Genomic DNA, 24,042 nt, shown 5'->3' with positions numbered 1-24,042 from the left:
ATATTACATTTGTTCTGGTGCAGAAACACCGATAAGCTTCAAGCCGTTGACCAAAACGGTCCTTACAGCATCCAATAGGGCCAATCTAGCTTGTGTTAACGCTGTATCGTCAGTAATCACTCTTTCCGCTTTATAATAACTGTGGAACTGGGAAGCCAATTCATAGATGTAACGAACGATGCGATGCGGAGCAAGCTGCTCCGCCGCAGCGGTAATTTCCTCGCTGAACTGCGCCAGCTTATCCAATAAATCGAACTCCGATTCCTTGCTTAATAAAGACAGATCCAGCGGACCTTCTAAAACTCTGTCAATTCCCTGCTCAGCAGCTTGCCTGAAAATACTGCATATCCGTGCATGAGCATACTGAACATAATAGACAGGGTTTTCATTCGACTTGGAGACGGCCAGATCCATATCGAAATCCAGATGCGAGTCGGTACTGCGCATCGTGAAGAAATAGCGGGTCGCGTCCACGCCTACCTCATCCATTAAATCCTCTAACGTCACCGCTTTGCCTGTCCGTTTGGACATCTTCACCTTTTCCCCATCCTGGTAAAGGCTGACCATCTGCGCAATGAGCACGACCAAGCGATCTGGTTCATAGCCTAAAGCCTGCATGGCCGCTTTCATTCTCGGAACATAGCCGTGGTGATCAGCACCCCAAATATTGATAAGGCGGTCAAAGCCGCGTTCAAACTTATCTTTATGGTAGGCAATATCAGGAGTCAAATAAGTAAAGCTGCCATCATTTTTAATGAGTACCCGATCCTTGTCGTCCCCGTATGGAGTCGTTCTCAGCCACGTTGCTCCTTCTTCCTCAAACGTCTGTCCCTTCTCCTTCAGCTCCTGCAAAATGCTTTCCGTCTTTCCTGTCTCATAAAGAGAAGTTTCGCTGTACCATACGTCAAAATGAACACCGAAACGAGCTAAATCGCGCTTAATCTTTGCAAGTTCCTTCTCCAGGCCATAAGATCGGAAGAAAGCCGTGCGTTCTTCTGCAGGCAGTTCCAGCAGAGAGTCGCCTTTCTCGGCAGCCAGCTCCTGGGCGAACCCTTTAATATCTTCCCCGTAATAGCCGTCCTCCGGCATCTCAGCCTCCTTGCCGAGCGCCTGAAGGTAACGCGCCTCAATTGATGCAGCCAAATTCAAAACCTGATTTCCAGCATCATTAATATAGTATTCGCGGGAGACATCGTAACCTGCGAAATCAAGTAGATTGCATAGAGCATCACCTACAGCGGCCCCGCGAGCGTGCCCGAGATGAAGACTGCCCGTCGGATTGGCGCTGACGAACTCGACCTGCACTCTCTCTCCTTTACCCGCATGGCTCCGTCCGTATCCTTCGCCTGCGGAGCGAACCTCCTCAATGACCTTATGCAGGTACTGCTTATTCATATAGAAGTTGATAAAGCCCGGACCAGCGATATCGACCTTCTCAACATAAACCTTCTCCCCTTGGATGTGGCCTACGATCTGCTCCGCAATACTCCGTGGATTGGATTTTGCAATGCGTGTAAGCTGCATCGCAATGTTCGTCGAGAAGTCGCCGTGGCCCTTTTCCTTCGGGACTTCCAGATGAATCTCCGGTACGGCATCTTGCTCTACCCAGCCAGCCTTCACGACCGCCTGCATAATTTCGTCCTTCAAGCCATTCTTGACTTTTTCCAACACATTCACGATTGATGACCCTCCTGTATATGTAACGTTAATTCCACATTGCCTGCATGCTCCTCATGAATGAGCAAATCATAAGACCATGCCAAGGTTCCGATGCCTTGTACGAGGCGATTATGGATGTGGTGCGTAACCGTTGCAAGATTCAAGCGACCTTGCGGTAACGTATAATAACCGCCGCAGGATTGTCCGTGTATGAACGATTGCCTGGATTCGATATCCCCATGGCGTGTCACTGTGATCTCCTGTTCCGTCACTTTGATCGTCGTCGCAGTCCGTCCCATCGCCTCATCTGTCTCCTCGTACCGAATGTACAGTGAAGATTCTTTGGGATATATCCATCCGTCTACTATAGTCGACCAAGCTTCTCCATCCTGCCTGCTGTCAATCCGAATCTGTACAGGCTGCCCTGCTTGCGACATGCTACATAGCCTCCTGAATAAGAAAAGATTATCATATTGTACCATAGATGAGCCGCGCTGTTCTATAGAGTATCATATCCGCTTTGACCGCCCAACGCAATGATTCAAGATCCTCTCTGATTTAAAATAACTAGCCTTCATAAAGCGAGCTTCAAAGTTTAATTCCTTCCCGCGCGAATGAGATTAAGGTTGGTGTCTAAACCATATTTCTATTCTAATTAAAGCCCTTGATAATCAAAAATTTGATGGGGTTGGATTGGATACCCGGATTTGGATTACAAAAAAAGTCCTGCATTCACACAAAGCAAATGCAGGACTTCAGTCCAACTACTTCACAAATCCAAGCAGCATTTCACGAATGAGCTTGGAGGCAACAATTTGGGTCTGTTCCGACGAATCGTATACCGGTGCTACTTCCACGACATCGGCACCGACGACGTTCACCTTCGATCGGGCGATGGCATGCACTGTTGCAAGCAATTCTTTAGACGTGATACCTCCCGCTTCCGCTGTACCTGTTCCCGGCGCAGCAGATGGATCAAGCACGTCGATATCAATCGTTACATAAACCGGACGACCTTCCAGCTCTGGCAAAGCTTTCATCAGCGGTTCCAGCACATCAAACGGATAAAAATGAATGTTCTTTCTGGCATATTCGAATTCTTCCTTCGTGCCGGAACGAATGCCGAATTGATAAATATTGCTGCCGCCCATCAGCTCGGCCGCCTTCCGAATTGGAGTCGAGTGAGACAGCGGCTCCCCTTCGTATTGCTCTCGAAGATCTGCGTGAGCATCAATATGAATGACCGCCAAATCGGGGTACTTCTTGTATATTTCGCGGATGACCGGCCAGCTGACGAGATGCTCACCGCCAAGACCGATCGGCATCTTCCCATCCTTCAGCAGTCCCTCAACGTATTCTCCGATGATTTCCAAGCTGCGTCCCGCATTACCGAATGGCAGCAGCAGATCCCCCGCATCGAAATAACGAATCTCATCGAGCGTGCGGTCTAGATACGGACTGTATTCTTCAAGTCCAATAGAGACCTCGCGAATACGGGCCGGACCAAAACGCGAACCTGGCCGGAAGCTGACCGTGAAATCCATCGGCATTCCGTAGATGACAGCTTGAGCAGATGCGTAGTCTTCACTGCTCGCGATAAAAATATTGCCGGAGTAGGCTTGATCCAAACGCATAGTAGCTTGTCTTCCTTCCTACGTCTATTTGCAAAGATCCTCAACGAACTTCGGCAAAGCAAATGCTGCCTTATGCAGTCGAGGCGTATAATATTTCGTATCAATTTCCGGAATTTGCGCCTCATCGACTTCCAGCGGATCGTATTTCTTGCTTCCCATCGTGAAGGTCCACAGTCCGCTTGGATAGGTCGGAATATTCGCCTGATATACGCGAACGATCGGGAAAATTTCCTTCACGTCTTTATTCACACTGCGAATTAAATCCGCTTTGAACCATGGATTATCTGTCTGTGCCACGAAAATGCCGTCTTCCTTCAGCGCATCATAAATGCCCTGGTAGAACCCTTTCGTAAACAGCTCTACTGCTGGACCTACCGGTTCTGTCGAATCGACCATAATGACATCATACGTATTTTTATGGTCATGGATATGCATATAACCGTCATTAACAATGACTTCAACCCGCGGATTGTCCAGTTCGCCTGCGATTTCCGGCAAATACTTCTTGGAATACTCAATCACCTTGCCGTCAATTTCAACAAGCACTGCTTTCTCTACCTGCGGATGCTTCAACACTTCGCGGATGACTCCACCGTCTCCGCCGCCGACCACCAGCACGTGCTTTGGATCAGGATGTGTATATAGTGCCGGATGGGCCACCATCTCATGATATACGAATTCGTCCTTAACGGTGGTCATGACCATGCCGTCCAGTACGAGCATACGTCCGAATTGTTCCGTATCAATAATCGCCAAATCTTGAAACTCCGTTTTTTCCGTCACGAGAGTCTCTTTAATTTTTGCTGTAATGCCAAATGTCTCCGTCTGTTTCTCCGTATACCAAAGCTCCATCTTCATTCCTTCTTTCTCATTGAACTCTTTCATCAGAGCCATGCCCTACACAAGGAAATGACTTGCCAGCAAGCCTTTCGCAAAAGGCGGGACAGCCCCGTCTAGCCCTGCTGCGATACATAAGCGGATCTTTACCCCAGAATTCCCTATTTGCCTTGCAATCATCCAACGGGTAAGGATCTTTCGTCACTACCAGATCACATCCCTTAGTATTATAGATCAATCATGCAAAAATGCAATCATATCCAGTGTTGCCAAGGAAAAATCCAATCAAATGTACGAACGATTTTCTACAATTCATCCGGGTGCAATGTATAGCAAAAATAACAATCAACCATACTGGTAATTGAAGGAACTTTGCCGCTGCAGAAAGGAGCGCCTCTTCATGACTGAACTGCATAACACCGTCCCTGAAGAAGGATCGGAATCCGCACCCACTATCCCTAAACCGAATAAGTCTTTTCGCCTCCTCAAGCGCTGCTCTTCCTTTTTGGCGTTCGGTTTCATCGCCTGCTTTTTGGTCTCAGGGTGCTTTTTGCTCTATTTAAGAGGACAAGCCCTGCCAGTCACATACATACCGCAAACGTCACAAATCATCGATATAAATGGAAAAGTCATCGATGAATACTATTCCGGTCAAAATCGGCAGCTCGTTCCGCTGGAGGAAATATCCCCTTATTTAGTTCAGGCTACCTTAGCGATCGAGGATCAGCGTTTCTTTGACCATTTTGGGTTGGATGTTAAAGGATTAACCCGTGCGGCTCTAGTCAATTTACAGCATATGGACAAAGTGCAAGGCGCCAGCACAATTACCCAACAGCTTGCTAGAAATTTATACTTAAACCATGAAAAGTCGTGGACTCGGAAATTCAAAGAAGCGATGTATTCACTCCAGCTGGAGATGAAGTACAGCAAAGAAGAAATTTTAGAGATGTACTTGAATGAGGTATATTACGGCCATTCCCTATACGGTGTTCAAACCGCCGCACAGGCCTACTACGGAAAAGATGCCTCCGAGCTGTCTTTAGCGGAAAGCGCACTGCTCGCAGGCGTGCCGAAAGGACCGGCCTACTATTCTCCCTATTTGAATAAAGAAAACGCGATTGAACGGCAACACGTCATTTTGCAAAAAATGGTCGATCTCGGATACATTACGAAGCAGGAGCAGCAGCAGGCATTAGATGAACAGCTTGAATTCAAGCCTTTAGAAGGACCTAAGCCTTCCCTAGCCCCCTATTTTCGGGATTATGTACGAAGCATTGCCGTAGACGAACTCGGCCTGGACGAAAAAATGTTCGACGAAGGCGGCATTAAGGTGTACACCACGTTGGATCTATCGATGCAGGCAGCTGCAGAAGAAGTTGTCGCTAAATATATGGATGGGGCTGAACCGCAGGCCGCTCTTGTTGCCATCGATCCTCGAAACGGCTATATTAAAGCCATGATTGGCGGGAGGAAATACGAAGAATCTACATATAATCGGGCGCTCAGCGGCTCCAGGCAGCCTGGTTCGGCCTTCAAGCCGTTTGTTTATTTAACGGCGCTGCAGCACAACGATTTCACAGCAACTCATACGTATAAAAGCGAACCCACCGCTTTCACATATGACAATGGAAAGAAAACGTATATGCCCAGCAATTTTGCGAACAAGTATCCGAATAAGGAAATCGATCTAAGATACGCCATCGCCCACTCAGATAACATTTACGCCGTACACACCATTATGGATGTCGGTGCCGAAGAGGTTGTCAAAACCGCTCAGGCGCTCGGCATATCCAGCAAATTAAGGGCGCTCCCTTCCCTTGCTTTAGGAACGTCACCCGTGAGTCCGTTGGAAATGGCTTCCGCTTACGGTACGATCGCAAATCAAGGCGTACGTATGAAGCCAATAGCCATTCTCAAAATCGTTGACGCACAGGGCAATGTGCTATATGAAGCGGAGACTACGCATGAGCAGGTCGTTGCTCCGGAGCACGCATACGTGCTGACTTATTTAATGGAAAGCGTATTTGAAAACGGTGGGACGGGCAGCCGTGTCGCTCATCTGATGAAACGACCCGTTGCCGCTAAAACAGGCACGACCGACAGCGATGCGTGGATGGTTGGATTCACCCCGGAACTGGCCACAGCCGTATGGGTCGGCCATGACAAAGGCCGTGTCATCAGCTCTGCAGAATCCACTTTAGCTGCACCGATTTTCGCGGAATTTACCGAAAAGGCACTGGAGGCGATTCCTCCAAAGCTGTTCCCCATTCCGGAAAATGTCGTGCATGTTTACATTGATCCAGAAAGCGGATTGCTCGCTACGCCTGATTGCCCAGACGCCCGGTTGGAGGCTTTCGTTCGCGGGACGGAACCTTCCGAATATTGTACTGCACACAGTCCCGAACCACCCGCAGAAGACCCTGAGGTCACAGACGAGTCCCAAAAGCAGCGATCTTGGCTGGAGGATTTGAAGCGTTGGTGGAATGATTAATGCACCGCTAAACAAGCGAAAAGAGGCAGACGCTCAGAGCGCCTGCCTCTTTTCTGTCCTAGTGTGTGATGCCGAAACATCTTTCACCATTTTATATGAAAAATTTCGAACGTACAACCCTATCCAACGATTTCTACCTTCGCGTTCGAACGAAAACGAATTACTTTCGTTCGAACAATCATTCAAAGAAATCGTTGGATTTCCTTTACTCTTCTACCTTCGCGTTCAAACGAAAATGAATTACTTTCGTTCGAACAATCATTCAAAGAAATCGTTGGATTGCCTCCAAGAAATCACTGCTGCTCAGACCCTTCACCTTCGAGCTGATCTTTAATTTCCTGCGGTGTCCGTTCCCATATATCTGCATTGTTGTCGATCAATACTTGACGAAGAAGCCCTTTCTCCTTCGTGCCCAAACCATCAAGAATGACTTTTCTCTTTAGTGCGCGGTCCATCAAATTCACGTGCTGGGCAAGAATTTTCCATCCTCTTCTCGCCTCCGTGTCGATCAACATCTCGCATGCGGTTAATCCGGCATAATAGGCGCCTTGCTCCGTGCGATCTACCGCCACCCAGACGAGCCACACCGTCCGACCGTTTGGAACCTCTGAGCGTTCTGTCAGAAATTTGATTCTCCGCTCCACCTTGCTCTTGGCGTGCAATGCGCCTAAGTCAATATACGCCTCGTCGCCATCAATAATCACACTGGATAAATTGCTCAAGTCGATCATACCCGAGCCAAACCCTTGATGTGCGTTTTTTTTCGTTGAAATAATATTCAGTGAAAGCTTTTTGTTATCCATCATTTCGCACCCTTCACTCTACGCTTTTCTACCATTATAGCTGATAACCCCCCTACAATTCATCTTTTTGCACAAGAAGTTTTCATTCCCGAGACTAATCTATTCTTGTCCCGCATATACATGCAACAGATGCTTGTCAACGAGGTGAAATGGATGAAGGAATCGAGCTTAAAGCTGCGAAAAAAATTCGTATTTCCGGCCGTGGTAATCCTCCTCACCGCTGCGGTGCTTTCTTATGTTGTGCCTGAGGCCAAGCCTGAACAAGCTGCCTACCAAAATGCACCGATCACGCAGCAGCCAGGACAAGGGATGGGACTGAATAACGTTCCGCCCGCACCGGATACGGTCATTACCCCTGAGAAGCCCAAACCAGTCGCACTAAGTCAGCGGATTGTCGAGTACCATCTGAATGTGGAGCTGAACGAACAGGATAAATCGTTAATCGGTACAGAGACTCTCACATGGAAGCACCCCGGTTCAGAGCCTGTAAGGGAAGTGTATTTGCATCTGTATGCCAATGCCTTTGAATCGAAGAACACCACCTTCTATAAGGAATCCGGGGGACAGCTTAGAGCTGATAAAATGCAGGAAGACTCATTCGGAGGCATACAAATCACGTCGATCCAAACGACAGACGGAGATGAGCTGAAGCATAGAGTCCAGTATGTGCAGCCGGATGACGAAAATCCGGACGACCATACGTTGCTGAAGGTTCGTTTGCCGGACGATGTACAGCCTAACGAGAAACTCACTTTGCAAATCGGATTTGAAGTAGAGCTTCCTCGCGTCTATGCCCGCATGGGTTATGCGGATGACTTTATTATGGCGGGTCAATGGTTCCCAAAAATCGCGGTATATGAACCGAAAGGCACCAGAGGGCGGACGGATGAAGGGTGGAATCTGCACCAATATCACGGCAATTCGGAATTTTATTCCGACTTCGGAATCTATAATGTCAAAATCAACGTCCCTTCTAATTACATCGTTGCCGCAACGGGCTTCCCTGCCTCGAAGACCAAAGTAGCCGAAAACCGTAAAATCTACCACTTCTACGCCGACGACGTACACGACTTTGCATGGGCGGCTTCTCCCAACTTTCTTTATGAAGAAATGTCGTTCTCTTCCTCAGCGGTACCAGGCATGAAAATCAAGCTATATTTGGATCCTTCTCACAAAGAGCTGAAAGACCGCTACTTCTACGCAGCCAAAAAAGCGATAAGCAGCTACAGCAAGTGGTATGGTACATATCCTTACTCGACCTTATCGATTGTCGTCCCTCCTGCCGGGGCAAACGGTGCGGGAGGCATGGAATATCCGACACTCATTACAGGGTGGGCAGCCGATGAGGCCAATCCTGGTTATGAGCTGGAGCGCGTCATCGTCCACGAGATTGGTCATCAATACTGGTATGGCATGGTGGCCAGCAATGAATTTGAAGAAGCCTGGCTGGATGAGGGGTTCACTTCATATGCCGAGGATAAAGTCATGGAGAAGGAATTTGATATTTCGCCTGTTACGCCGGTCGAATCGATTTATATGACCAATCCCGCTCCATTAAAGCTGGATTCATGGCATTATGACAACCATCAGCATTACGCAGACAATGTGTACACAAGAGCCAAGCTGATTTTACTGGCCATAGAGGATGAAATCGGAGAGAACAAAATGCAGCAGGTGCTCCGATCCTATTTTCAGCGATGGAAGTTTAAACATCCGGACAGTACCAGCTTTCAAACGGTACTCGAGCAAGTCACCAAAAAGGAATGGGATCAATTCTTTGAACAATTTGTTTTCGACGGACAAATGGTGGATTATCGTATCGAACAAATCGATACGAAAGTCGTTCAGCAAAACGGACAAAAAGCCTACGAGTCTTCCGTCACCATTACAAGAAACGGCGGCAGCTATATTCCAGTATCCATTCTATTCCGATTTGACGACGGGACGGAGGTCACCAAACTCTGGGAAGGCAAAGAAAAGCAGTTCGTGTTTCGCTTTACTCATTCAGCACCGCTGTCTTGGGCGGGACTGGATCGATCCTACGAACAAACCCTGGAGAACCTCCGAATCAACAATTTCATGAAGGCGGAAGTTCCGAAGGAAGAAGAAACCAAATGGAATATCGGCACTGCGCAAGCATTAGAATTTATATTTGGACTACTGGGATGGTGAGGTGACACGTTTTGAAGCAGTTACTATTACGCGGCTGGCGAACAGCTTACGGGCACCCTTTATTAATACTGATGTTTTACTTTTATCATTTCATCTGGGGCTTCTTCCTTTACCGTTTAATTCGATCGATTACGGTGCCCATTCTGCAGAGGTATCCAGGCGATGTCCTGAACCCTATGGATCTGAAGCTGTACTGGCTTGAATTTCATTTTCGCCTGACAAAAACCGATATGATTGAACCGTATTTATGGGGATTAGGAGGGCTGCTTCTCCTTCGAATGGTACTCACGCCGATTCTTCAATCCGGATTATTTTACACCTTCCACGTGACAGGCCACAGACAGCGCCGTTCCTTCCGAAAAGGTGTCCAAAAATATGCTAAAGTGTTCGCTTTATATTATGGACTCAGGGTAGTGCTGACAGCTGCCCCTCTCTACTGGCTTCTCCCTTTATGGATCGGCAAGCTGCAAACGCACTATGAGCTGCTGCCGTACTTGGAGGAGGTTTGGCTGACTTTCGCACTTTACTTGGTGTATCTCATCTTTTTGAAGCTTATCTTCATGTACAACCAGTTCAGATTACTGACTGAAACTGAGCTGCTCAAAGGCATCACTTCCTTGTCGACCATGCTGCACCGATCCGCTCTTATTAGCGCTGCGGTCTTTGGCGTAGTGATTGCCGCTACATCCTTGTATTTCCTGGCCTCGTGGCTTTGGGCAGGACTGCTTGCAGTCATTTTATATCAGGTCTACCATCTCGTCCGCGTATTATTTCGATTTTGGGAAATCGGCTCGCACTATGAGCTTTGGAAAATGAATCACCAGCAATGATTTTCTCGCCTTATAACGTGAAAAACTAAAGCAAGTTTCAACAAGATGAAATTTTTTTCGAGTGAAAAAGAAGGAAATTGCAATTTAAGGGCGAATACCTCTTCTTTGTGAAAATATACTGCCGAATTCCCTGGAATCAGGGAAACGGGGGAACCACTTCGGGTGAATAGGCTTGATGTTCAGAGCCTTAGGGAACCTTCGACCGAACCCATAAGCTAACCTCGCAGGCATCGGAAGGGGTATTTTGCTTTGAAAAAATATAGCATCATGGTGCTATCGATCGTGCTGCTGCTTGCATTTTCTAGCAGTGCATGGGCAGCATCACCGCTGGAAGAAACCGTAGACGAATTGCTGGGAACAGATTACGAATGGGCTGGAACGACAACCAAAGGCTTCGATTGCTCCGGTTTCACTCAATACGTATTCAAGCAATTCGACATCGAACTACCTCATTCTTCCAGTGCACAGGCCTCCAAAGGAAACCCTGTGGAGAAGAAGGATTTACGTGCAGGCGATCTTGTGTTCTTCAACACGAGCGGAGATGGCATCTCCCATGTTGGGATTTACCTAGGCAATAACAAATTCGTTCATTCTGCTACTGATGACGGCGTCATCATCAGCGATATGAGCGAGAAGTACTATGCTCAGCGTTATGTGAAAGCCCGCCGAGTGCTGGGTAAATACCTGTATGACCGGATCGCTGTGGAACAACCGCAACAATAGAATATGAATGTATATGATCTACATAACAGACAAAAAACACAGCTCCAAGGGAGCTGTGTTTTTTGTTCATAACGAACCGCCTGCCCGATTATATCGTCCATTGATCGTGAATGATTCCAACGAGATACCAAGTACCGTCCAGTTGTTCAAAGGCAAGGCGGAGACTTCTCCAATCCATTCCCTCTGCTTCCTCTTCGATTCCCCGAATATGGAATTCCACGATGTGCGCTTCAGGATAAGCCTCAAACGCATTGTTGGCAGTCGTCCCTTGTCCGATTCTGCGGTTGAAGCTCGTTTCATCTGGCTGTGAAAAGTCTACATCAAATATAAATTGCTCATAGTATCCGCTAAAAGTCGCTTCAATCGGCTCTCCCGATCCATCATAATGTCCCCAAACCCTCATTTCCCTACTAACGCTCTCGGAGACCAATTGATCAGCGGAAAGCGTAATGTCCTGATCCAAATACACGAAAGCGTATGGACTCAATCGAACCCCTTTTTCCGGATGGACCATGCTGGACAGCTGATTAAAATTTTGTTCCTTCAATAACTGTACGGCTTCCATCGCCCTTTCCGTCACAATCTGCTCATCCGTTGCTCCCGAATCGGCATTTTCATTCGGAACGGCCTGCTCGTTGGTCAGCGAAATGCCTTGTTCATTCGAGTTATTATGGAATGAGGAACAAGCTGGGAATGTGATCAGTGCGATAAGCAGCAACAAAGCAACGGCGTTTTTCATTAATTACTCCTCCCACCATCATGTTGTTTTTTCCGTTACTGGACTGTTATGTATGGATACGCGTACGACAAAGCAAAGTTGCTATTGAAGTTTTTCCCATACCATCCTGATTTATTCCATATAAAAAACCGCTTCAGCCGAAGCGGTTTCGTCTCATATTAAGGAGATGACTCGTAAATCCTGTCCATCGTGCACCGTGATGTGGTGAAGCTGATGAACGTAAGTAATTTTACCGCTTCCGACCTCTATTTCAGGATCCTCACCCAATGCATAGAAAATATCATCAGCCAATGTCGCCGCACATTTATGTTGTTCATCTTCTGCAAGATGCGACCAATGGAATTCTGACATTTCAAACATCTCATAAAATTTATCTATTTTCGAAATGGCCTCGGTCAGTTCTTGATGAATTTGTTCATACTCTCTTCCAAACTTAACACCCATCCTTCCAGCACCTCCTTTGGTTTTTCTTGTTGGTACTAACATACCATTTTGTTCTCATGTATTGCAAAATAGGACAATCCCCAGCATCTCTCATTCACAGGTCCAATAACCATCTCTTTCCTGTCGAATTTTAGAGTTACTTGCGTGAAGTTCCTCTTAAGAATTTCTTACATTTTGCCGATAACAATGAAGAGTGCAGATTACAGCACATTGCGTATGTTTTTGTCGAATACCCCATGTTAAAATCGTTTTCAAAGAAGTACAGCCTGCATTCCGCTTTGCAGGTACAAATAAAGGAGAGTAGCTATGGAGAAATCATCTGTTTTTGGAATCATACTTGCGATTATCGCCGTCGGTGTCGGGATGGTCATGAAAGGCGCGGATATCTCCGTTCTGTTGAACTATGCGGCGATCTTAATTATCTTCGTCGGAACAGCCGCAGCCGTATTGATGGCGTTCCCAATGTCAGATCTAAAAAACGTGCCAAAATTGTTTAAACTGGTCTTCGCACAGCCTAAACTGCTTTCCAAAAAGGAACTGATCAATCTGTTTGTCGAATGGGCTTCCATTACACGCAGAGAAGGACTTCTTGCATTAGAGAGCCGAGTTGATGAAATCGACGATGCTTTCCTCAAAGGCGGCATGCGGATGATCATTGACGGCAATGATCACGATTTTGTAAGAGACGTTCTGATGGAAGACATCTCCGCGATGGAGGATCGCCACCGGGTCGGCGCAAGCATCTTTACCCAAGCTGGTACATATGCTCCGACACTGGGAGTACTAGGGGCCGTGGTTGGTTTGATTGCAGCGCTTGGGAACTTGACCGATATCGAAAAATTAGGTCATTCGATCGCAGCTGCTTTCGTTGCTACGCTTTTCGGTATTTTCTCTGGTTACGTTCTATGGCACCCTATAGCGAACAAGCTAAAACGGCTGTCCAAAAAGGAAGTCGACATGAAGCTGATGATTGTAGAAGGTCTTCTTTCCATTCAGTCTGGTGTCTCAACCATTGCCATCAGTCAAAAATTGTCCGTCTTCTTAACCCCTGAAGAAAGAAAATCATTAGAAGAAGCGGACTCGAAGGGGGAGACGATGAATGAAGAAGCGGCACAAGGAGCATCATGAGGAGCACGTCGATGAATCTTGGCTCGTACCGTATTCGGACTTATTAACTTTGCTCTTGGCCTTATTTATCGTTTTGTTCGCATCCAGTCAAGTGGATCAGAAAAAGTTCGATCAAATCAAAGAATCCTTCAATGACGCTTTTACTGGAGGATTAAGCTTCTTTGAGACCTCACCAAGTCCTATTGATCAAAGCGGCGGATATACCGATCCCGATACCGAAGTGTATCCAAGTCCTACGGATTCTACCATCGATTCTGATACATTAGCCGCGCTGCAAGAAGAACAGGAATTAAAAATGGAGCAAATGCAGCAGGAGCAGCTTGAGCTGGAAGAACTGAAGAAACAACTGGATGAATATATTGAAAATAATGGGTTAAAGGATCAATTAGGGACGAAGCTGAATGAATCTTCCCTGCTCATTACGATTCGCGATAATGCATTGTTCGATTCCGGAAGCGCCGAGGTGAAGGCTGATTCAGAGAAGATGGCGCATGCCATTGGTGACTTGCTGAAAGCCTACCCTGAATATGAAGTTATCATTGCCGGTCATACGGACAATCGCCCCATCTCAACAGCGCAATTCCCTTCTAACTGGGATTTAAGTACGGAGAGAGCCCTGAACTTCATGAAAATATTGCTGGAGGACAAACAGCTTAAACCGGAACGGTTCAGTGCGACGGGATACGGTGAATATCGCCCTGTAGCCAGTAATGACACGAATGTCGGAAGAGCACAAAACCGCCGCGTTGAGGTGTCCATCCTGCGTAAGTTTAAAGAAGATAAGGTTGAGATTTCCACGACAGACCAGCAATAATATATAAAACAAGGCTGCGACTTCAAGATCGCAGCCTTGTTTATTGTCATATTCTGTTCCAATCCCTATGGACTGATTACTCTCCGCCTAATAATATACTTGCGTACGGTGAATGGATAGGGAGCATAATGACAGGTTCACCGTTCAATGTGGTTCTGTAGCTCTGCAGCGTCCGATATAAATTGTAGAAGTCTGGATCTTTACTGTAAGCTTCATTATAGATTTGAGCAGCTTCTTGTTCACCTTCCGCGATGATGCGTTTTGCATCCGCTTGTGCCTGTGCGACGATTTCTGTCGCCTGCCGGTCTGCATTGGAGGTGATTTTTCGAGACTCTTCATCCCCTTCGGACAAGTAACTAGCCGCAATGGCCTTCCGATCGGATATCATCCGATTGAAGACACTCTGCTTGTTGTCATCCGGTAAATCCGTACGTTTTATTCTGACATCTGTTATGGCGATGCCGTACCCGTCCCTTTCCAAGACGGAGGCCACTTCTTTCGTAATTTCATCATTTAAATTGCCGCGGGCTGTTTCTTCAGAAATAATTTTTCCATATTCAATTTCAGATAGCTTCCGTCTTACCGCGTTATAAGTCGCATCACCGATACGACCTTCCGCATTCTCAACCGTCTGCAGTGTTCTTAAAAATTTCTGTGGATCTTCAATTCTCCAGACGGTGTAATTGTCGACAATAATCGGTTTTTTATCGAGAGTTAATATATTCGATGGAGAACTATCATAAATAATCTGATACTTTGGCAGGCTCGTTACGCTTTGAATAAACGGAATTTTGAAATGAATACCTGGATTCTCTTTAATGCTCTGCACTTCGCCAAACTGTAAAACGGCTTTGTATTCACCTTCACGAACGATATATGCTGAGGAAAAGAGCAGGATCAGTCCGAGAATCACAACAATCGGTGTACCAATCAGCCAGCGCTTCTTCATTCCTCCTCACTTCCTTTCTTCGTGCTGTTCAGCAATTCATTCAGCGGAAGATAATTTACCGTGTCGCTGCCTTGATCGGTGATGATAATTTTGGCATTCGGTAAAATCTGCTCCAGCGTTTCTAAAATCAAACGTTTCTCTGTGACCGCGGGATTCTTCATATATTCTTCGAAAATCGCATTAAATTGTGCGACATCCCCCTCGGCATTTAATATCCGGGACTTTTTCTCCCCTTCAGCATTTTCCAATAGCGCTTGTGCTTCACCGCGAGCTTTTGGTAATTTATCGTTTGTATACCTTTGCGCATCATTAATCTTCGTATTTTTTTCCTCACGAGCATTGGTTACTTCCTTAAACGCTTGCTGCACTTCACCCTCCGGCGGTTCAATATCCTGGAACTTCAAATCGATGATTTGAATCCCCGTTTGATATTGCAGCTGAAGTTCTTCGAGCTTGCTCTTCACTTCCGTTTGAATGACAGTTTTCCCGTCCGTAATGACATAATCCAGCTTATTCGAGCCGATGACCGAGCGAATCGATGCACTAGCTGCATTGCGCAAAAACTTCTCGGGATCCTCAATATTATAAAGATACTGTTCAATATTGCTTATTTTCCACTCCACGACCGCATCAGCGGAGACGATATTTTCATCTCCTGTAATCATGAGCGATTCTTCAGGAACAGATTCAATCTGCCCGTTCACTTCCCTATACCCAATATGGACCTTTTGCGTCTTTTCCGCTGGTAGGATGACGACTTCCTGAAGCGGATATGGCAGTTTAAAATGTAAACCTGGTCCTTCCGTAGCCGAATATTGACCAAATGTTAGAATGGCTGCCCTTTCATGCTCCTCTACGGTATAAAACATCGAATAGCCAACGGCAATCACGATAATGATCGCCCCAACAATGATCAACTTTTTCCAAAATCCCTTCGGCAGCTTTGGCAGCTGAAAGGACTCTTGTTCATGACCGTTCATTATGGGTTCCCCTCTCTCTGTTCTGTGATATATGTTCTTACGTAAAAACAAGGTCTTTGGTTCCAGTTTTGATGCTACCAAGGCGTCATTTTATGAGCATTGGATAAATAAAAAAGGCCGTCTTCCAGCTTTGCTGGAAAACGGCCTTTATCGTTTATGAATGTTGATGATTATAGTTGATGAACACCGTGTCCTAATGCACCTTCAGCGGCTTCCATCACAATCTCGCCTAATGTTGGATGTGCATGAATCGTCAGCGCAATATCTTCTAATGTCATTGCCGTTTCAACCGCTAATCCGATTTCGGCGATGATGTTAGATGCTTCCGCACCCACCGCTTGACCGCCAAGAACGACGCCTGTTGCTTTATCTGCAACGATTTTTACAAAGCCTTCTGCACTGTTCAATGCAAGCGCGCGTCCGTTGGCCGCATAATTAAACTTGCCTACAGCATATTCAATGCCTTGTGCCTTTGCTTCCGTCTCCGTAATACCTACGCTGGACATTTCCGGATCGGAGAATACAACGGCTGGAATAGCTTTGTAATCCACGATGGATGGCTGCCCTGCAATAGCTTCGGCAGCGACCTTTCCTTCATAGGAAGCCTTGTGTGCCAATGCCAAACCAGGAACAATGTCGCCGATCGCATAGATATTCGGAATGCTTGTTCTGCACTGCTTGTCGACTTCGATCAAGCCGCGGTCCGTCATTTTGACGCCAATACCTTCCAAACCGATATCGTTCGTGTTTGGACGACGTCCCACAGTGACGAGCACGTATTGAGCAGATACTTTCTTCTCCTCGCCCTTCACGGTATAGGTCACTTCCACGCCGTCAGCTGTTTCCGTATATCCTTGAGCCAATGCATCAGTAACCGTCTCAACGCCGAGCTTCTTCAGGTTTTTAGCAACGTAACGAGTCATATCCTTCTCGAAACCTGGCAGGATCGAGTCAGAGCCTTCCAGAACCGTAATCTTCGTTCCGAATTTCGCATACGCCTGACCAAGCTCGATTCCAATATATCCACCACCGATAACGACCATGCTCTCAGGAATTTCCTGCAAGCTGAGCGCGCCCGTGGAAGATAGAATCCGCTCTCCGTATGGGAAAGTCTTCAGCTCAATCGGACGGGAACCTGTCGCAATAATGCAGTGATTGAATTTAAAGCGATGGCTTTCATCTTCACTGTTGACGCTGACGGTCGTTTCATCGATGAAATAAGCTTCCCCTTGGATCATCTGAACTTTATTGCCTTTCAGCAAAGCACTGACACCGCCGGTCAACTTATTGACAACGCTGGACTTCCACTCTTGTACTTTCGTGAAGTCGATCTTAACGCCTTCCGCTGTAATTCCCATATCCGCAGAATGATTCATGTGCTCATAACGATGAGCTGCCGTAATCAGCGCTTTGGAAGGGATACATCCGACATTCAAACATACACCGCCCCAATTTGCCTTATCGACGATGACGACAGATTTCCCTAGCTGTGCGGCACGAATGGCTGCCACATATCCGCCGGGACCTGCACCGACAACTAACACATCTACTTCTGTTGAAAAATCTCCTACAACCATGTGTTACACCTCCATGACTAGCATTTCGGGATCTTCGAGCAGTTTCTTGATGTAGTTCATTGCATATTGGGCTGTTGCACCATCAATGAGACGATGGTCGAAGCTTAGGGACAAGTTCATTACTTGACCGATGACGATTTCGCCATCCTTCACGACCGGTTTTTGTGAAATACGGCCCGTACCCAAAATAGCAACTTCCGGATAGTTAATGACCGGAGTAAAGAACATACCGCCTGCAGATCCGATATTGGTAATACTGATCGAGCTGCCTTTCATTTCATTTGGAGCCAGTTTGCCTTCACGTCCGCGGACAGCCAGATCGCGAATTGCATCTGCAATACTCCAAATGTTCTTGCGGTCTGCGTGCTCGATAACCGGTACGATCAAGCCGTTATCGGTATCAGTCGCAATTCCGATATTGTAGTATTTTTTATAAACAATTTCACTTTTCTCATCGTCGATCGAAGCATTCAGTGCTGGATATTCACGGACTGCAGCAACCAACGCTTTGACGATAAATGGAAGATAAGTCAGCTTGACGCCTTTTTGCTCAGCAACCGGCTTTGCCTTTTTACGCAGTTCTACAAGCTTGGTCACATCGACTTCGTCCATGATGGTGACGTGTGGAGCCGTATAGACCGACTTGGACATTGCATTGGCAATGACTTTCCGAATTCCCTTCAAAGGAACTCTTTCCTCTGGACGGTCTCCACCAACAACAACCGCTTGAGAAGCTGCTGCTGGAGCCGCTGCTGCTTGTGCTTGAGGTGCCGCTGCTGGAGCGCCGCCAGATGCGAAGGCTGCGACATCTTCTTTTGTGATTTTTCCGTTCTTGCCTGTACCTTGTACTTGGCGAATATCAACGCCTTGCTCACGTGCGTATTTGCGAACACTTGGCGTAGCCAATACTTCGCGAGGATCTACATCAGCGATGCTTGCTGCTGCCGCTGGAGCCGCTGCTGCTTGTGCTTGTGGTGCCGCTGCTGGAGGTGCAGCTTGCGGCGCTTCTTCTTTCGCCGCTGGAGCTTCTTCGCCTGCACCCTCGACTTCGCCTTCCACTTCAAAGGTTGCTACAACGTCGCCTACAACACAAACCGTACCTTCTGATACCTTTACTTCAACAACCTTACCGTTGATAGGGGAAGGAACTTCAACAACCGCCTTGTCGTTCTGCACTTCCATGATGATTTGGTCTTCTTCCACGGTGTCACCCGGCTTAATATGCCAGCTGACGATCTCCCCTTCATGAAGACCTTCGCCCAATTCAGGAAATTTATATTGATAAATAGCCACAGTAGGTCTCCTCCTTTTGGATTAAAATGCTAATACGTCTTGAATGCCTTTGATCACTCTAGCAGCATCCGGTACCCATTCCTTCTCGATTTGGCCAAAACCAATTACTGTATCTGGAGGGGTCACGCGAAGTACTGGTGCTTCCAGATGAAGAATGGCATTCTCATTGATTTGAGCAATGATCTCCGCTGCAGCACCTGCAGATTTTTGTGCTTCCTGTACAACAATCGCACGGTTCGTCTTCTTGATCGACTCTACAATGGTTTCGATATCAAGCGGAACGAGTGTGCGAAGGTCGATGACCTCTGCTTTGACGCCTTGAGATTTTTCAATTTCTTCCGCAGCCTGCAGTGCCGTATGCACCATTGCACCGTAAGCGATAAGCGTTACATCCGTGCCTTCGCGAACAACCTTCGCTTTACCGATCGGCACCGTGTAATCTCCCTCAGGAACTTCATCACGGAAGGAACGGTACAGCTTCAGGTGCTCTAAGAAGAATACGGGATCGTTATCCCGAATGGCGGAAAGCATTAATCCTTTTGCATCGTAAGGATTGGATGGAACGACAACCTTGATGCCAGGAGTCTGCATAATCATTCCTTCCAAGCTGTCAGAGTGCAGCTCTGGTGCATGGACGCCGGCGCCAAATGGTGTACGGAATACGATCGGGCTGTTGTATCGTCCACCGGAACGGTAACGCATACGGGATGCCTGTGCACAGATGGAATCCATGACTTCAAAAATAAAACCGATAAACTGAATTTCTGCAACCGGACGGAAGCCAGTTACTCCAAGTCCAATGGCCAATCCGCCGATACCGGACTCAGCAAGCGGGGTGTCGAATACCCGTTCTTCACCGAATTGTTTTTGCAAACCTTCCGTTGCACGGAATACGCCACCCACTTTACCTACATCTTCACCAAAAACAAGAACATTCGGATCACGCTCTAATTCAAATCTGAGCGCTTCAGTAATCGCTTGAATCATCGTCAGTTGAGCCATGACTTATTTATCCCCCTTAGCAGAAAATTGAGCCTTCTGCGCTTCCAAATGAGCAGGCGTCGTTTCAAACATGCTGTCAATGAGACCCGGAACGGTCATTTTTTCAGCTTGCTCCGCTTTCTTAATATTTTCAGTTACTGCTTTTTTGGCTTCCTCTACCACGGTATTTTCTTCTTCTTCGGACCAAAGCCCTTTCTTCTCCATGAAGTTACGGAAACGCACCAAAGGATCGCGTTCAGACCAAGAGCCTTCTTCGTCTTTCGTGCGGTATTTCGTAGGGTCGTCGCCGGACATGGAGTGCGGACCAAAGCGATAAGTAATCGCCTCAATCAAAGTAGGCGTACCGTTTAGGGCATGCTCTCTTGCTTCACTCACAGCCTGGTATACGGCAAGTACGTCCATACCGTCAACTTGTACACCGCGAAGTCCGGCAGCCTGAGATTTATGAGCAACCGATCTAGCACCCGTTTGCTTGGAGAAAGGCGTGGAAATCGCGTAACCATTGTTTTGAACTAAGAAAATGTTAGGCAAATTAAAGGCGCCCGCAAAGTTCATTCCTTCGTAGAAATCCCCTTGAGAGGAACCGCCGTCTCCGGTATATGCAATAACAACGTTCTTCTTGCCGCGTTTCTTCAAGCCCATCGCCACGCCGGCACTTTGAACGATTTGTGCACCAATAATAATTTGAGGCAGAAGCACGTTCACGCCTTCAGGAATTTGTCCCCCGTGTTGATGACCCCGAGAGTACAGAAACGCTTGATACATTGGAAGTCCATGCCAAACGATCTGCGGCATATCCCGATATCCTGGACAAATAAAATCTTCTTTGTCTAATGCAAACTCACTGCCAACCATCGATGCCTCTTGTCCGGAAACTGGAGCATAAAAGCCAAGGCGTCCTTGACGAGCCAAGCTAACTGCTCTTTGGTCCCATACGCGGGTAAAAACCATTCTTCTCATTAATTCTTTCAGCTGATCATCACTTAATTTAGGCATAAAATCGGGGTTTACGACTTCCCCGTCAAGTGAAAGAATAGATAATGGTTTCACATCTTCGGTGTAAACCTCGTGCGGCAATTTACTCATGTACCGTTCACCTCATTCATAAAAATTAAAGGCTTTTGTCAAACTGTTATACCATTTTCACTTTTCTGTTCTAGGACAGAAATACATTGTAACTGTTGAAAATAGTTAAAAAAAATCAATTCCATATATATAACAGCTAAAATAATTATATAATACAGTTGAGCAAATTTCTATCTCCTTTGTGTCTTTTTTATTAAAAACTTTTGAATCTTCGCAAGAGCCCGTTTTTTACTGACTTTCTCATGTCCAATATCTTCTGATAAGATGGACTACATCAAGGGATCGTTTCGCCCCCCTGTGTCAGTATGTAACAGGGTTATAGAATTACAGATAAGCAGCAAATCAATTCAACTTTAAGGAGGAAGCCATGAGCGATTCCAAATATTATCAGCGTACGATTGTCAAAGAACAACTGGATTCTACGTTTTTGGGAATGCAAAGAAACTTGCGTGTTTATTTGCCTCCTGGATACAATGAGCTGCATTCTTACCCAGCAATCTATTGTCAGGATGGAGAGGAATTCTTCAATTTTGGGCGAATTGCCACACATGCCACACGTCTCATTCTCGATGAAGGGCTGCAGCCCGCCATTATTGTCGGTGTAGATGTCAACATGCCGGAACGCACAAATGAATACTCCCCCGACGGAAGTCGTTTTGGGGCATACTGCCAATTCTTCACAAAAGAATTGCTTCCGTTTATCGAAGAGCGTTATCCTGTCAGACCACAGCCCGATGACCGTATTTTGGCCGGAGATTCCCTAGGCGGTACAGTCTCTTTACATCTTGTCTTAGATTATCCTGAATTATTCAAAAAAGTTTTGAGTTTATCAGGGGCATTCCTCCCCTCTACGATCACTAGGCTCCAGCAGGAACCCGACTTGTCCTTTCTCGATATCTATATGTTGATTGGAACCGATGAAACAGAGGTGAAAACCGAACGAGGAACCTTCGATTTCTTGCAGCTGAACCGCGAAACGAAGGAGATCCTCGAGCGGAAGAATGTCCGACCTGTTTATTTGGAAAGAGAAGGAAAGCACATTTGGGGTTTTTGGCAGAAGGAACTGCCTGAGGCGCTCAGCTACTTTCTATTGAGCTGATTGTTCATGAAATATGCTTGTCATAACGCTCCTTAAGATGCTGTGCCATCAGTAGAGACGCCTCTGACAGACCTGTCTGTTCATAGCTTCGGTACAGCGTTATCGATGGTGTTTTGTCCAATACGACCTGCATCAAGCTCGTCCGAAAATCAGACAAAGACGATATTTTGCCATTTGTCAACTTTACCAAACTACCGGTATTCTCCGGTCTAATCCTTGGATATTCCAATGCTGGATCGGAACCTGCAGCGCGCTCGTAAAATTGCTTCACCTGCTGCGCTCGTTCCGATCCACTGCCTTCTACGATGATAAAGGCGTGCACGACAAAGGACTTCGTCTGTCTCCGCTGCGCGATTCCGCAAAATTTAAGCCCTTTTATGCTCAGATCATAATCTCCAGGACAATACGACCCCTTTACTTCACCGACATCAAAACCTACGTTGTAATATTGGGCAGCTTGCTTCATAAAATGTACCATCGTATCAAAATCACGATGAAAATCCATGGTCCCTGCTGGCTTTGGCAAAATAAGCGACACATTCAGCACGCCATCGTCCAGCGGCACTGCTGCTCCGCCAGAATGCCGTACGATGGTTTCATATCCTCGTTCTTTCATGAACTTCATGGCTTCTGCGGCATGCGGGAGTCTGCGATCTCTTAGTCCCATCACAAGCCCTTTAGGATAAGTCCACAAATGAAGTGCGGGCCTCCCGGTTTTGCCCACTTGTTTGCACAGCACTTCTTCAAAGGCGAACGGCAGTAAAAGATCTTGTTCAGCTGTAAGATCGACGTTGATGATATCTATGCCTTGTTCGAAAGAAATCATGGAGAGCCTCCTAATTCTGTATGAGCTACACTGAAATTGTGAATTTTTTGGGTATTTTGAAAGGATTTAAACCAATAAATGTCGAATAATGCCTGATGGTCGAGTACGAAAATGATACATAAAGGAGAGAATTTATTGATGTTTTGCACACATTGTGGACAGCCATTGTCCGATTCCGTCAAATTCTGTACCTCCTGCGGGACGAAAACCCCGTCAGGTGAAACCGCAGCTGCCTCGGAGGTTCAGCCGCAACCGCAGCCACAACAACCATTATATCAGGAAGCTCCAAGCGAACATAGTGGAGAGCAGGGGGCATTTGCTTATACGGCCGTTCCTGCTCCATCCCAGCCGCACCCGGCAGCTGTGATCCTGAAAAAATATTGGGAGTTCATTTTGGACAATTTCAAAGCTCCCGCTCGTCGCAGCGAAAAGGTCAACGAAACGGAAAAGATTAATGGATTTATTCAATTAGGAGTTATGTCGATCCTCTTTGCCTTTGCCTACTTTATTATTGAAGGCAACCTGTTTTATTTGAATGCGGGAATCGATCTTTCTGACTTCGAGGAATATTTATACGGAGATACGAATCGATTCACCGAGCACTTCTTTAAGCCGTTCATCTATTTTGTCATCGTTGCGGCAGTGATGATCGGACTTATCTTCCTAGTCAGCAAATGGATGAAAGCGACTCATTCCATTTTAGATACAGCCGCCAGGTTCGGTTCTTTTCTCGTCATTCCTTCGGCCATCTTTTTATTAGTTGCGATTTTCAAAGTGATCAGCAATGACATTACATCCTATTTAGTCGTGCTTGGTTTTCTCAGCATCGCCGCTTCGGTTGGCTTTACGATCTATTCGATGCGGACAGAGGATTCCAAAGGAATCGATCCATTCTACGGAACGCTGCTCATTTATTTCGTTGTTATCGTGATTTTGTTTGGCGTTCTCTAAATAAA

Annotated in this window: 22 protein-coding genes and 1 riboswitch; of the genes, 8 read left to right on the top strand and 14 right to left on the bottom strand. The window is 46.6% G+C overall.

The window, feature by feature from the left end; translation table 11 throughout:
- Positions 1-3: 3 nt before the first annotated feature.
- The 4 genes from argS to speE all read right to left on the bottom strand — a co-directional run bounded on the left by argS (position 4) and on the right by speE (position 4,145).
- Positions 4-1,677, bottom strand: coding sequence for an arginine--tRNA ligase (gene argS / locus ACFPXP_RS21920; RefSeq protein ID WP_379896626.1), 1,674 nt, complete (start codon positions 1,675-1,677; stop codon positions 4-6).
- Positions 1,674-2,096: a DUF1934 domain-containing protein gene (locus ACFPXP_RS21915; protein WP_379896625.1), complete on the bottom strand. Its 423-nt coding sequence runs from the start codon at positions 2,094-2,096 to the stop codon at positions 1,674-1,676. Before ACFPXP_RS21915 ends, argS begins: the two co-directional genes overlap by 4 nt.
- A 327-nt stretch (positions 2,097-2,423) precedes the next feature.
- Positions 2,424-3,293, bottom strand: a complete 870-nt coding sequence (gene speB, locus ACFPXP_RS21910; RefSeq protein WP_379896623.1) for an agmatinase — start codon at positions 3,291-3,293, stop codon at positions 2,424-2,426.
- A gap of 24 nt (positions 3,294-3,317) precedes the next feature.
- Positions 3,318-4,145, bottom strand: a complete 828-nt coding sequence (gene speE / locus ACFPXP_RS21905) for a polyamine aminopropyltransferase (protein WP_379896622.1) — start codon at positions 4,143-4,145, stop codon at positions 3,318-3,320.
- A 385-nt stretch (positions 4,146-4,530) separates the two neighbouring features.
- Here speE and ACFPXP_RS21900 point away from each other — a divergent pair, with 385 nt between their 5' ends.
- Positions 4,531-6,621, top strand: a complete 2,091-nt coding sequence (locus ACFPXP_RS21900; RefSeq protein ID WP_379896621.1) for a transglycosylase domain-containing protein — start codon at positions 4,531-4,533, stop codon at positions 6,619-6,621.
- 293 nt (positions 6,622-6,914) lie between these two features.
- On the opposite strand, the gene ACFPXP_RS21895 is transcribed toward ACFPXP_RS21900, so the two are convergent.
- A complete protein-coding gene (locus tag ACFPXP_RS21895; RefSeq protein WP_379896619.1) occupies positions 6,915-7,427 on the bottom strand; it encodes a YwhD family protein in 513 nt (170 codons plus the stop codon).
- Between the two features lie 150 nt (positions 7,428-7,577).
- On the opposite strand from ACFPXP_RS21895, the gene ACFPXP_RS21890 reads away from it, so the two are divergent.
- From ACFPXP_RS21890 to ACFPXP_RS21880, 3 genes are all read left to right on the top strand, one after another.
- Positions 7,578-9,596 carry a M1 family metallopeptidase gene (locus tag ACFPXP_RS21890; RefSeq protein WP_379896618.1) on the top strand — a complete coding sequence of 673 codons (2,019 nt, stop codon included), beginning with the start codon at positions 7,578-7,580 and terminating at the stop codon, positions 9,594-9,596.
- An 11-nt stretch (positions 9,597-9,607) separates the two neighbouring features.
- The gene (locus tag ACFPXP_RS21885) at positions 9,608-10,426 is read left to right on the top strand and encodes a hypothetical protein (RefSeq protein ID WP_379896617.1); all 819 of its coding nucleotides are present in this window, start codon (positions 9,608-9,610) and stop codon (positions 10,424-10,426) included.
- 109 nt (positions 10,427-10,535) lie between these two features.
- A riboswitch (cyclic di-AMP (ydaO/yuaA leader) is annotated at positions 10,536-10,671 on the top strand.
- A gap of 4 nt (positions 10,672-10,675) precedes the next feature.
- Entirely contained in the window at positions 10,676-11,149 is a 474-nt protein-coding gene (locus ACFPXP_RS21880) for a C40 family peptidase (RefSeq protein ID WP_379896615.1), read from the top strand.
- Between the two features lie 88 nt (positions 11,150-11,237).
- On the opposite strand, the gene ACFPXP_RS21875 is transcribed toward ACFPXP_RS21880, so the two are convergent.
- Together ACFPXP_RS21875 and ACFPXP_RS21870 are read right to left on the bottom strand one after the other, a co-directional pair.
- Complete coding sequence (locus ACFPXP_RS21875; protein ID WP_379896614.1) at positions 11,238-11,888, bottom strand: hypothetical protein; 651 nt, start codon at positions 11,886-11,888, stop codon at positions 11,238-11,240.
- A gap of 153 nt (positions 11,889-12,041) precedes the next feature.
- Positions 12,042-12,332: a hypothetical protein gene (locus ACFPXP_RS21870; protein WP_379896613.1), complete on the bottom strand. Its 291-nt coding sequence runs from the start codon at positions 12,330-12,332 to the stop codon at positions 12,042-12,044.
- A 306-nt stretch (positions 12,333-12,638) separates the two neighbouring features.
- On the opposite strand from ACFPXP_RS21870, the gene motA reads away from it, so the two are divergent.
- Both motA and motB read left to right on the top strand, forming a co-directional pair.
- Complete coding sequence (gene motA / locus ACFPXP_RS21865; RefSeq protein WP_379896611.1) at positions 12,639-13,460, top strand: flagellar motor stator protein MotA; 822 nt, start codon at positions 12,639-12,641, stop codon at positions 13,458-13,460.
- Complete coding sequence (gene motB / locus ACFPXP_RS21860; protein ID WP_379896610.1) at positions 13,432-14,274, top strand: flagellar motor protein MotB; 843 nt, start codon at positions 13,432-13,434, stop codon at positions 14,272-14,274. The genes motA and motB overlap by 29 nt, the downstream gene beginning before the upstream one ends.
- Positions 14,275-14,350: 76 nt before the next feature.
- Here motB and hflC read toward each other — a convergent pair whose 3' ends face one another.
- The 6 genes from hflC to pdhA form a co-directional block, all read right to left on the bottom strand.
- Positions 14,351-15,223, bottom strand: a complete 873-nt coding sequence (gene hflC / locus ACFPXP_RS21855) for a protease modulator HflC (protein ID WP_379896609.1) — start codon at positions 15,221-15,223, stop codon at positions 14,351-14,353.
- Complete coding sequence (gene hflK / locus ACFPXP_RS21850; protein ID WP_379896608.1) at positions 15,220-16,203, bottom strand: FtsH protease activity modulator HflK; 984 nt, start codon at positions 16,201-16,203, stop codon at positions 15,220-15,222. The genes hflC and hflK overlap by 4 nt, the downstream gene beginning before the upstream one ends.
- Positions 16,204-16,373: 170 nt before the next feature.
- Positions 16,374-17,780, bottom strand: a complete 1,407-nt coding sequence (gene lpdA, locus ACFPXP_RS21845; protein WP_379896607.1) for a dihydrolipoyl dehydrogenase — start codon at positions 17,778-17,780, stop codon at positions 16,374-16,376.
- A gap of 3 nt (positions 17,781-17,783) precedes the next feature.
- Positions 17,784-19,073 (bottom strand): dihydrolipoamide acetyltransferase family protein, encoded by a 1,290-nt coding sequence (locus tag ACFPXP_RS21840; protein WP_379896606.1) that lies wholly within the window; start codon positions 19,071-19,073, stop codon positions 17,784-17,786.
- A 21-nt stretch (positions 19,074-19,094) separates the two neighbouring features.
- Positions 19,095-20,075 carry an alpha-ketoacid dehydrogenase subunit beta gene (locus ACFPXP_RS21835; protein ID WP_379896605.1) on the bottom strand — a complete coding sequence of 327 codons (981 nt, stop codon included), beginning with the start codon at positions 20,073-20,075 and terminating at the stop codon, positions 19,095-19,097.
- 3 nt (positions 20,076-20,078) lie between these two features.
- Complete coding sequence (gene pdhA / locus ACFPXP_RS21830; protein ID WP_379896604.1) at positions 20,079-21,161, bottom strand: pyruvate dehydrogenase (acetyl-transferring) E1 component subunit alpha; 1,083 nt, start codon at positions 21,159-21,161, stop codon at positions 20,079-20,081.
- A 367-nt stretch (positions 21,162-21,528) separates the two neighbouring features.
- Here pdhA and ACFPXP_RS21825 point away from each other — a divergent pair, with 367 nt between their 5' ends.
- Entirely contained in the window at positions 21,529-22,260 is a 732-nt protein-coding gene (locus tag ACFPXP_RS21825) for an alpha/beta hydrolase (protein WP_379896603.1), read from the top strand.
- A 4-nt stretch (positions 22,261-22,264) separates the two neighbouring features.
- Here ACFPXP_RS21825 and ACFPXP_RS21820 read toward each other — a convergent pair whose 3' ends face one another.
- Entirely contained in the window at positions 22,265-23,086 is an 822-nt protein-coding gene (locus tag ACFPXP_RS21820; RefSeq protein ID WP_379896602.1) for a lipoate--protein ligase family protein, read from the bottom strand.
- A gap of 138 nt (positions 23,087-23,224) precedes the next feature.
- On the opposite strand from ACFPXP_RS21820, the gene ACFPXP_RS21815 reads away from it, so the two are divergent.
- Positions 23,225-24,037 carry a zinc ribbon domain-containing protein gene (locus ACFPXP_RS21815; protein ID WP_379896601.1) on the top strand — a complete coding sequence of 271 codons (813 nt, stop codon included), beginning with the start codon at positions 23,225-23,227 and terminating at the stop codon, positions 24,035-24,037.
- Positions 24,038-24,042: the final 5 nt, after the last annotated feature.

Source organism: Marinicrinis lubricantis (assembly GCF_042658665.1).
Lineage (GTDB): Bacteria > Bacillota > Bacilli > Paenibacillales > KCTC-33676 > Marinicrinis > Marinicrinis lubricantis.
Note: the sequence above shows the minus strand (reverse complement) of the source record. Positions and strands in the feature narration are given on the sequence as shown.

Coding starts and splice junctions, on each gene's coding strand:
- ACFPXP_RS21900 (WP_379896621.1), top strand. CDS start 4,531: ATGACTGAACTGCATAACACCGTCCCTGAAGAAGGATCGGAATCCGCA.
- ACFPXP_RS21835 (WP_379896605.1), bottom strand. CDS start 20,075: ATGGCTCAACTGACGATGATTCAAGCGATTACTGAAGCGCTCAGATTT.
- ACFPXP_RS21815 (WP_379896601.1), top strand. CDS start 23,225: ATGTTTTGCACACATTGTGGACAGCCATTGTCCGATTCCGTCAAATTC.
- ACFPXP_RS21915 (WP_379896625.1), bottom strand. CDS start 2,096: ATGTCGCAAGCAGGGCAGCCTGTACAGATTCGGATTGACAGCAGGCAG.
- ACFPXP_RS21890 (WP_379896618.1), top strand. CDS start 7,578: ATGAAGGAATCGAGCTTAAAGCTGCGAAAAAAATTCGTATTTCCGGCC.
- ACFPXP_RS21870 (WP_379896613.1), bottom strand. CDS start 12,332: ATGGGTGTTAAGTTTGGAAGAGAGTATGAACAAATTCATCAAGAACTG.
- pdhA (WP_379896604.1), bottom strand. CDS start 21,161: ATGAGTAAATTGCCGCACGAGGTTTACACCGAAGATGTGAAACCATTA.
- speB (WP_379896623.1), bottom strand. CDS start 3,293: ATGCGTTTGGATCAAGCCTACTCCGGCAATATTTTTATCGCGAGCAGT.
- ACFPXP_RS21820 (WP_379896602.1), bottom strand. CDS start 23,086: ATGATTTCTTTCGAACAAGGCATAGATATCATCAACGTCGATCTTACA.
- motA (WP_379896611.1), top strand. CDS start 12,639: ATGGAGAAATCATCTGTTTTTGGAATCATACTTGCGATTATCGCCGTC.
- hflC (WP_379896609.1), bottom strand. CDS start 15,223: ATGAAGAAGCGCTGGCTGATTGGTACACCGATTGTTGTGATTCTCGGA.
- speE (WP_379896622.1), bottom strand. CDS start 4,145: ATGGAGCTTTGGTATACGGAGAAACAGACGGAGACATTTGGCATTACA.
- hflK (WP_379896608.1), bottom strand. CDS start 16,203: ATGAACGGTCATGAACAAGAGTCCTTTCAGCTGCCAAAGCTGCCGAAG.
- ACFPXP_RS21895 (WP_379896619.1), bottom strand. CDS start 7,427: ATGATGGATAACAAAAAGCTTTCACTGAATATTATTTCAACGAAAAAA.
- lpdA (WP_379896607.1), bottom strand. CDS start 17,780: ATGGTTGTAGGAGATTTTTCAACAGAAGTAGATGTGTTAGTTGTCGGT.
- motB (WP_379896610.1), top strand. CDS start 13,432: ATGAAGAAGCGGCACAAGGAGCATCATGAGGAGCACGTCGATGAATCT.
- ACFPXP_RS21875 (WP_379896614.1), bottom strand. CDS start 11,888: ATGAAAAACGCCGTTGCTTTGTTGCTGCTTATCGCACTGATCACATTC.
- ACFPXP_RS21825 (WP_379896603.1), top strand. CDS start 21,529: ATGAGCGATTCCAAATATTATCAGCGTACGATTGTCAAAGAACAACTG.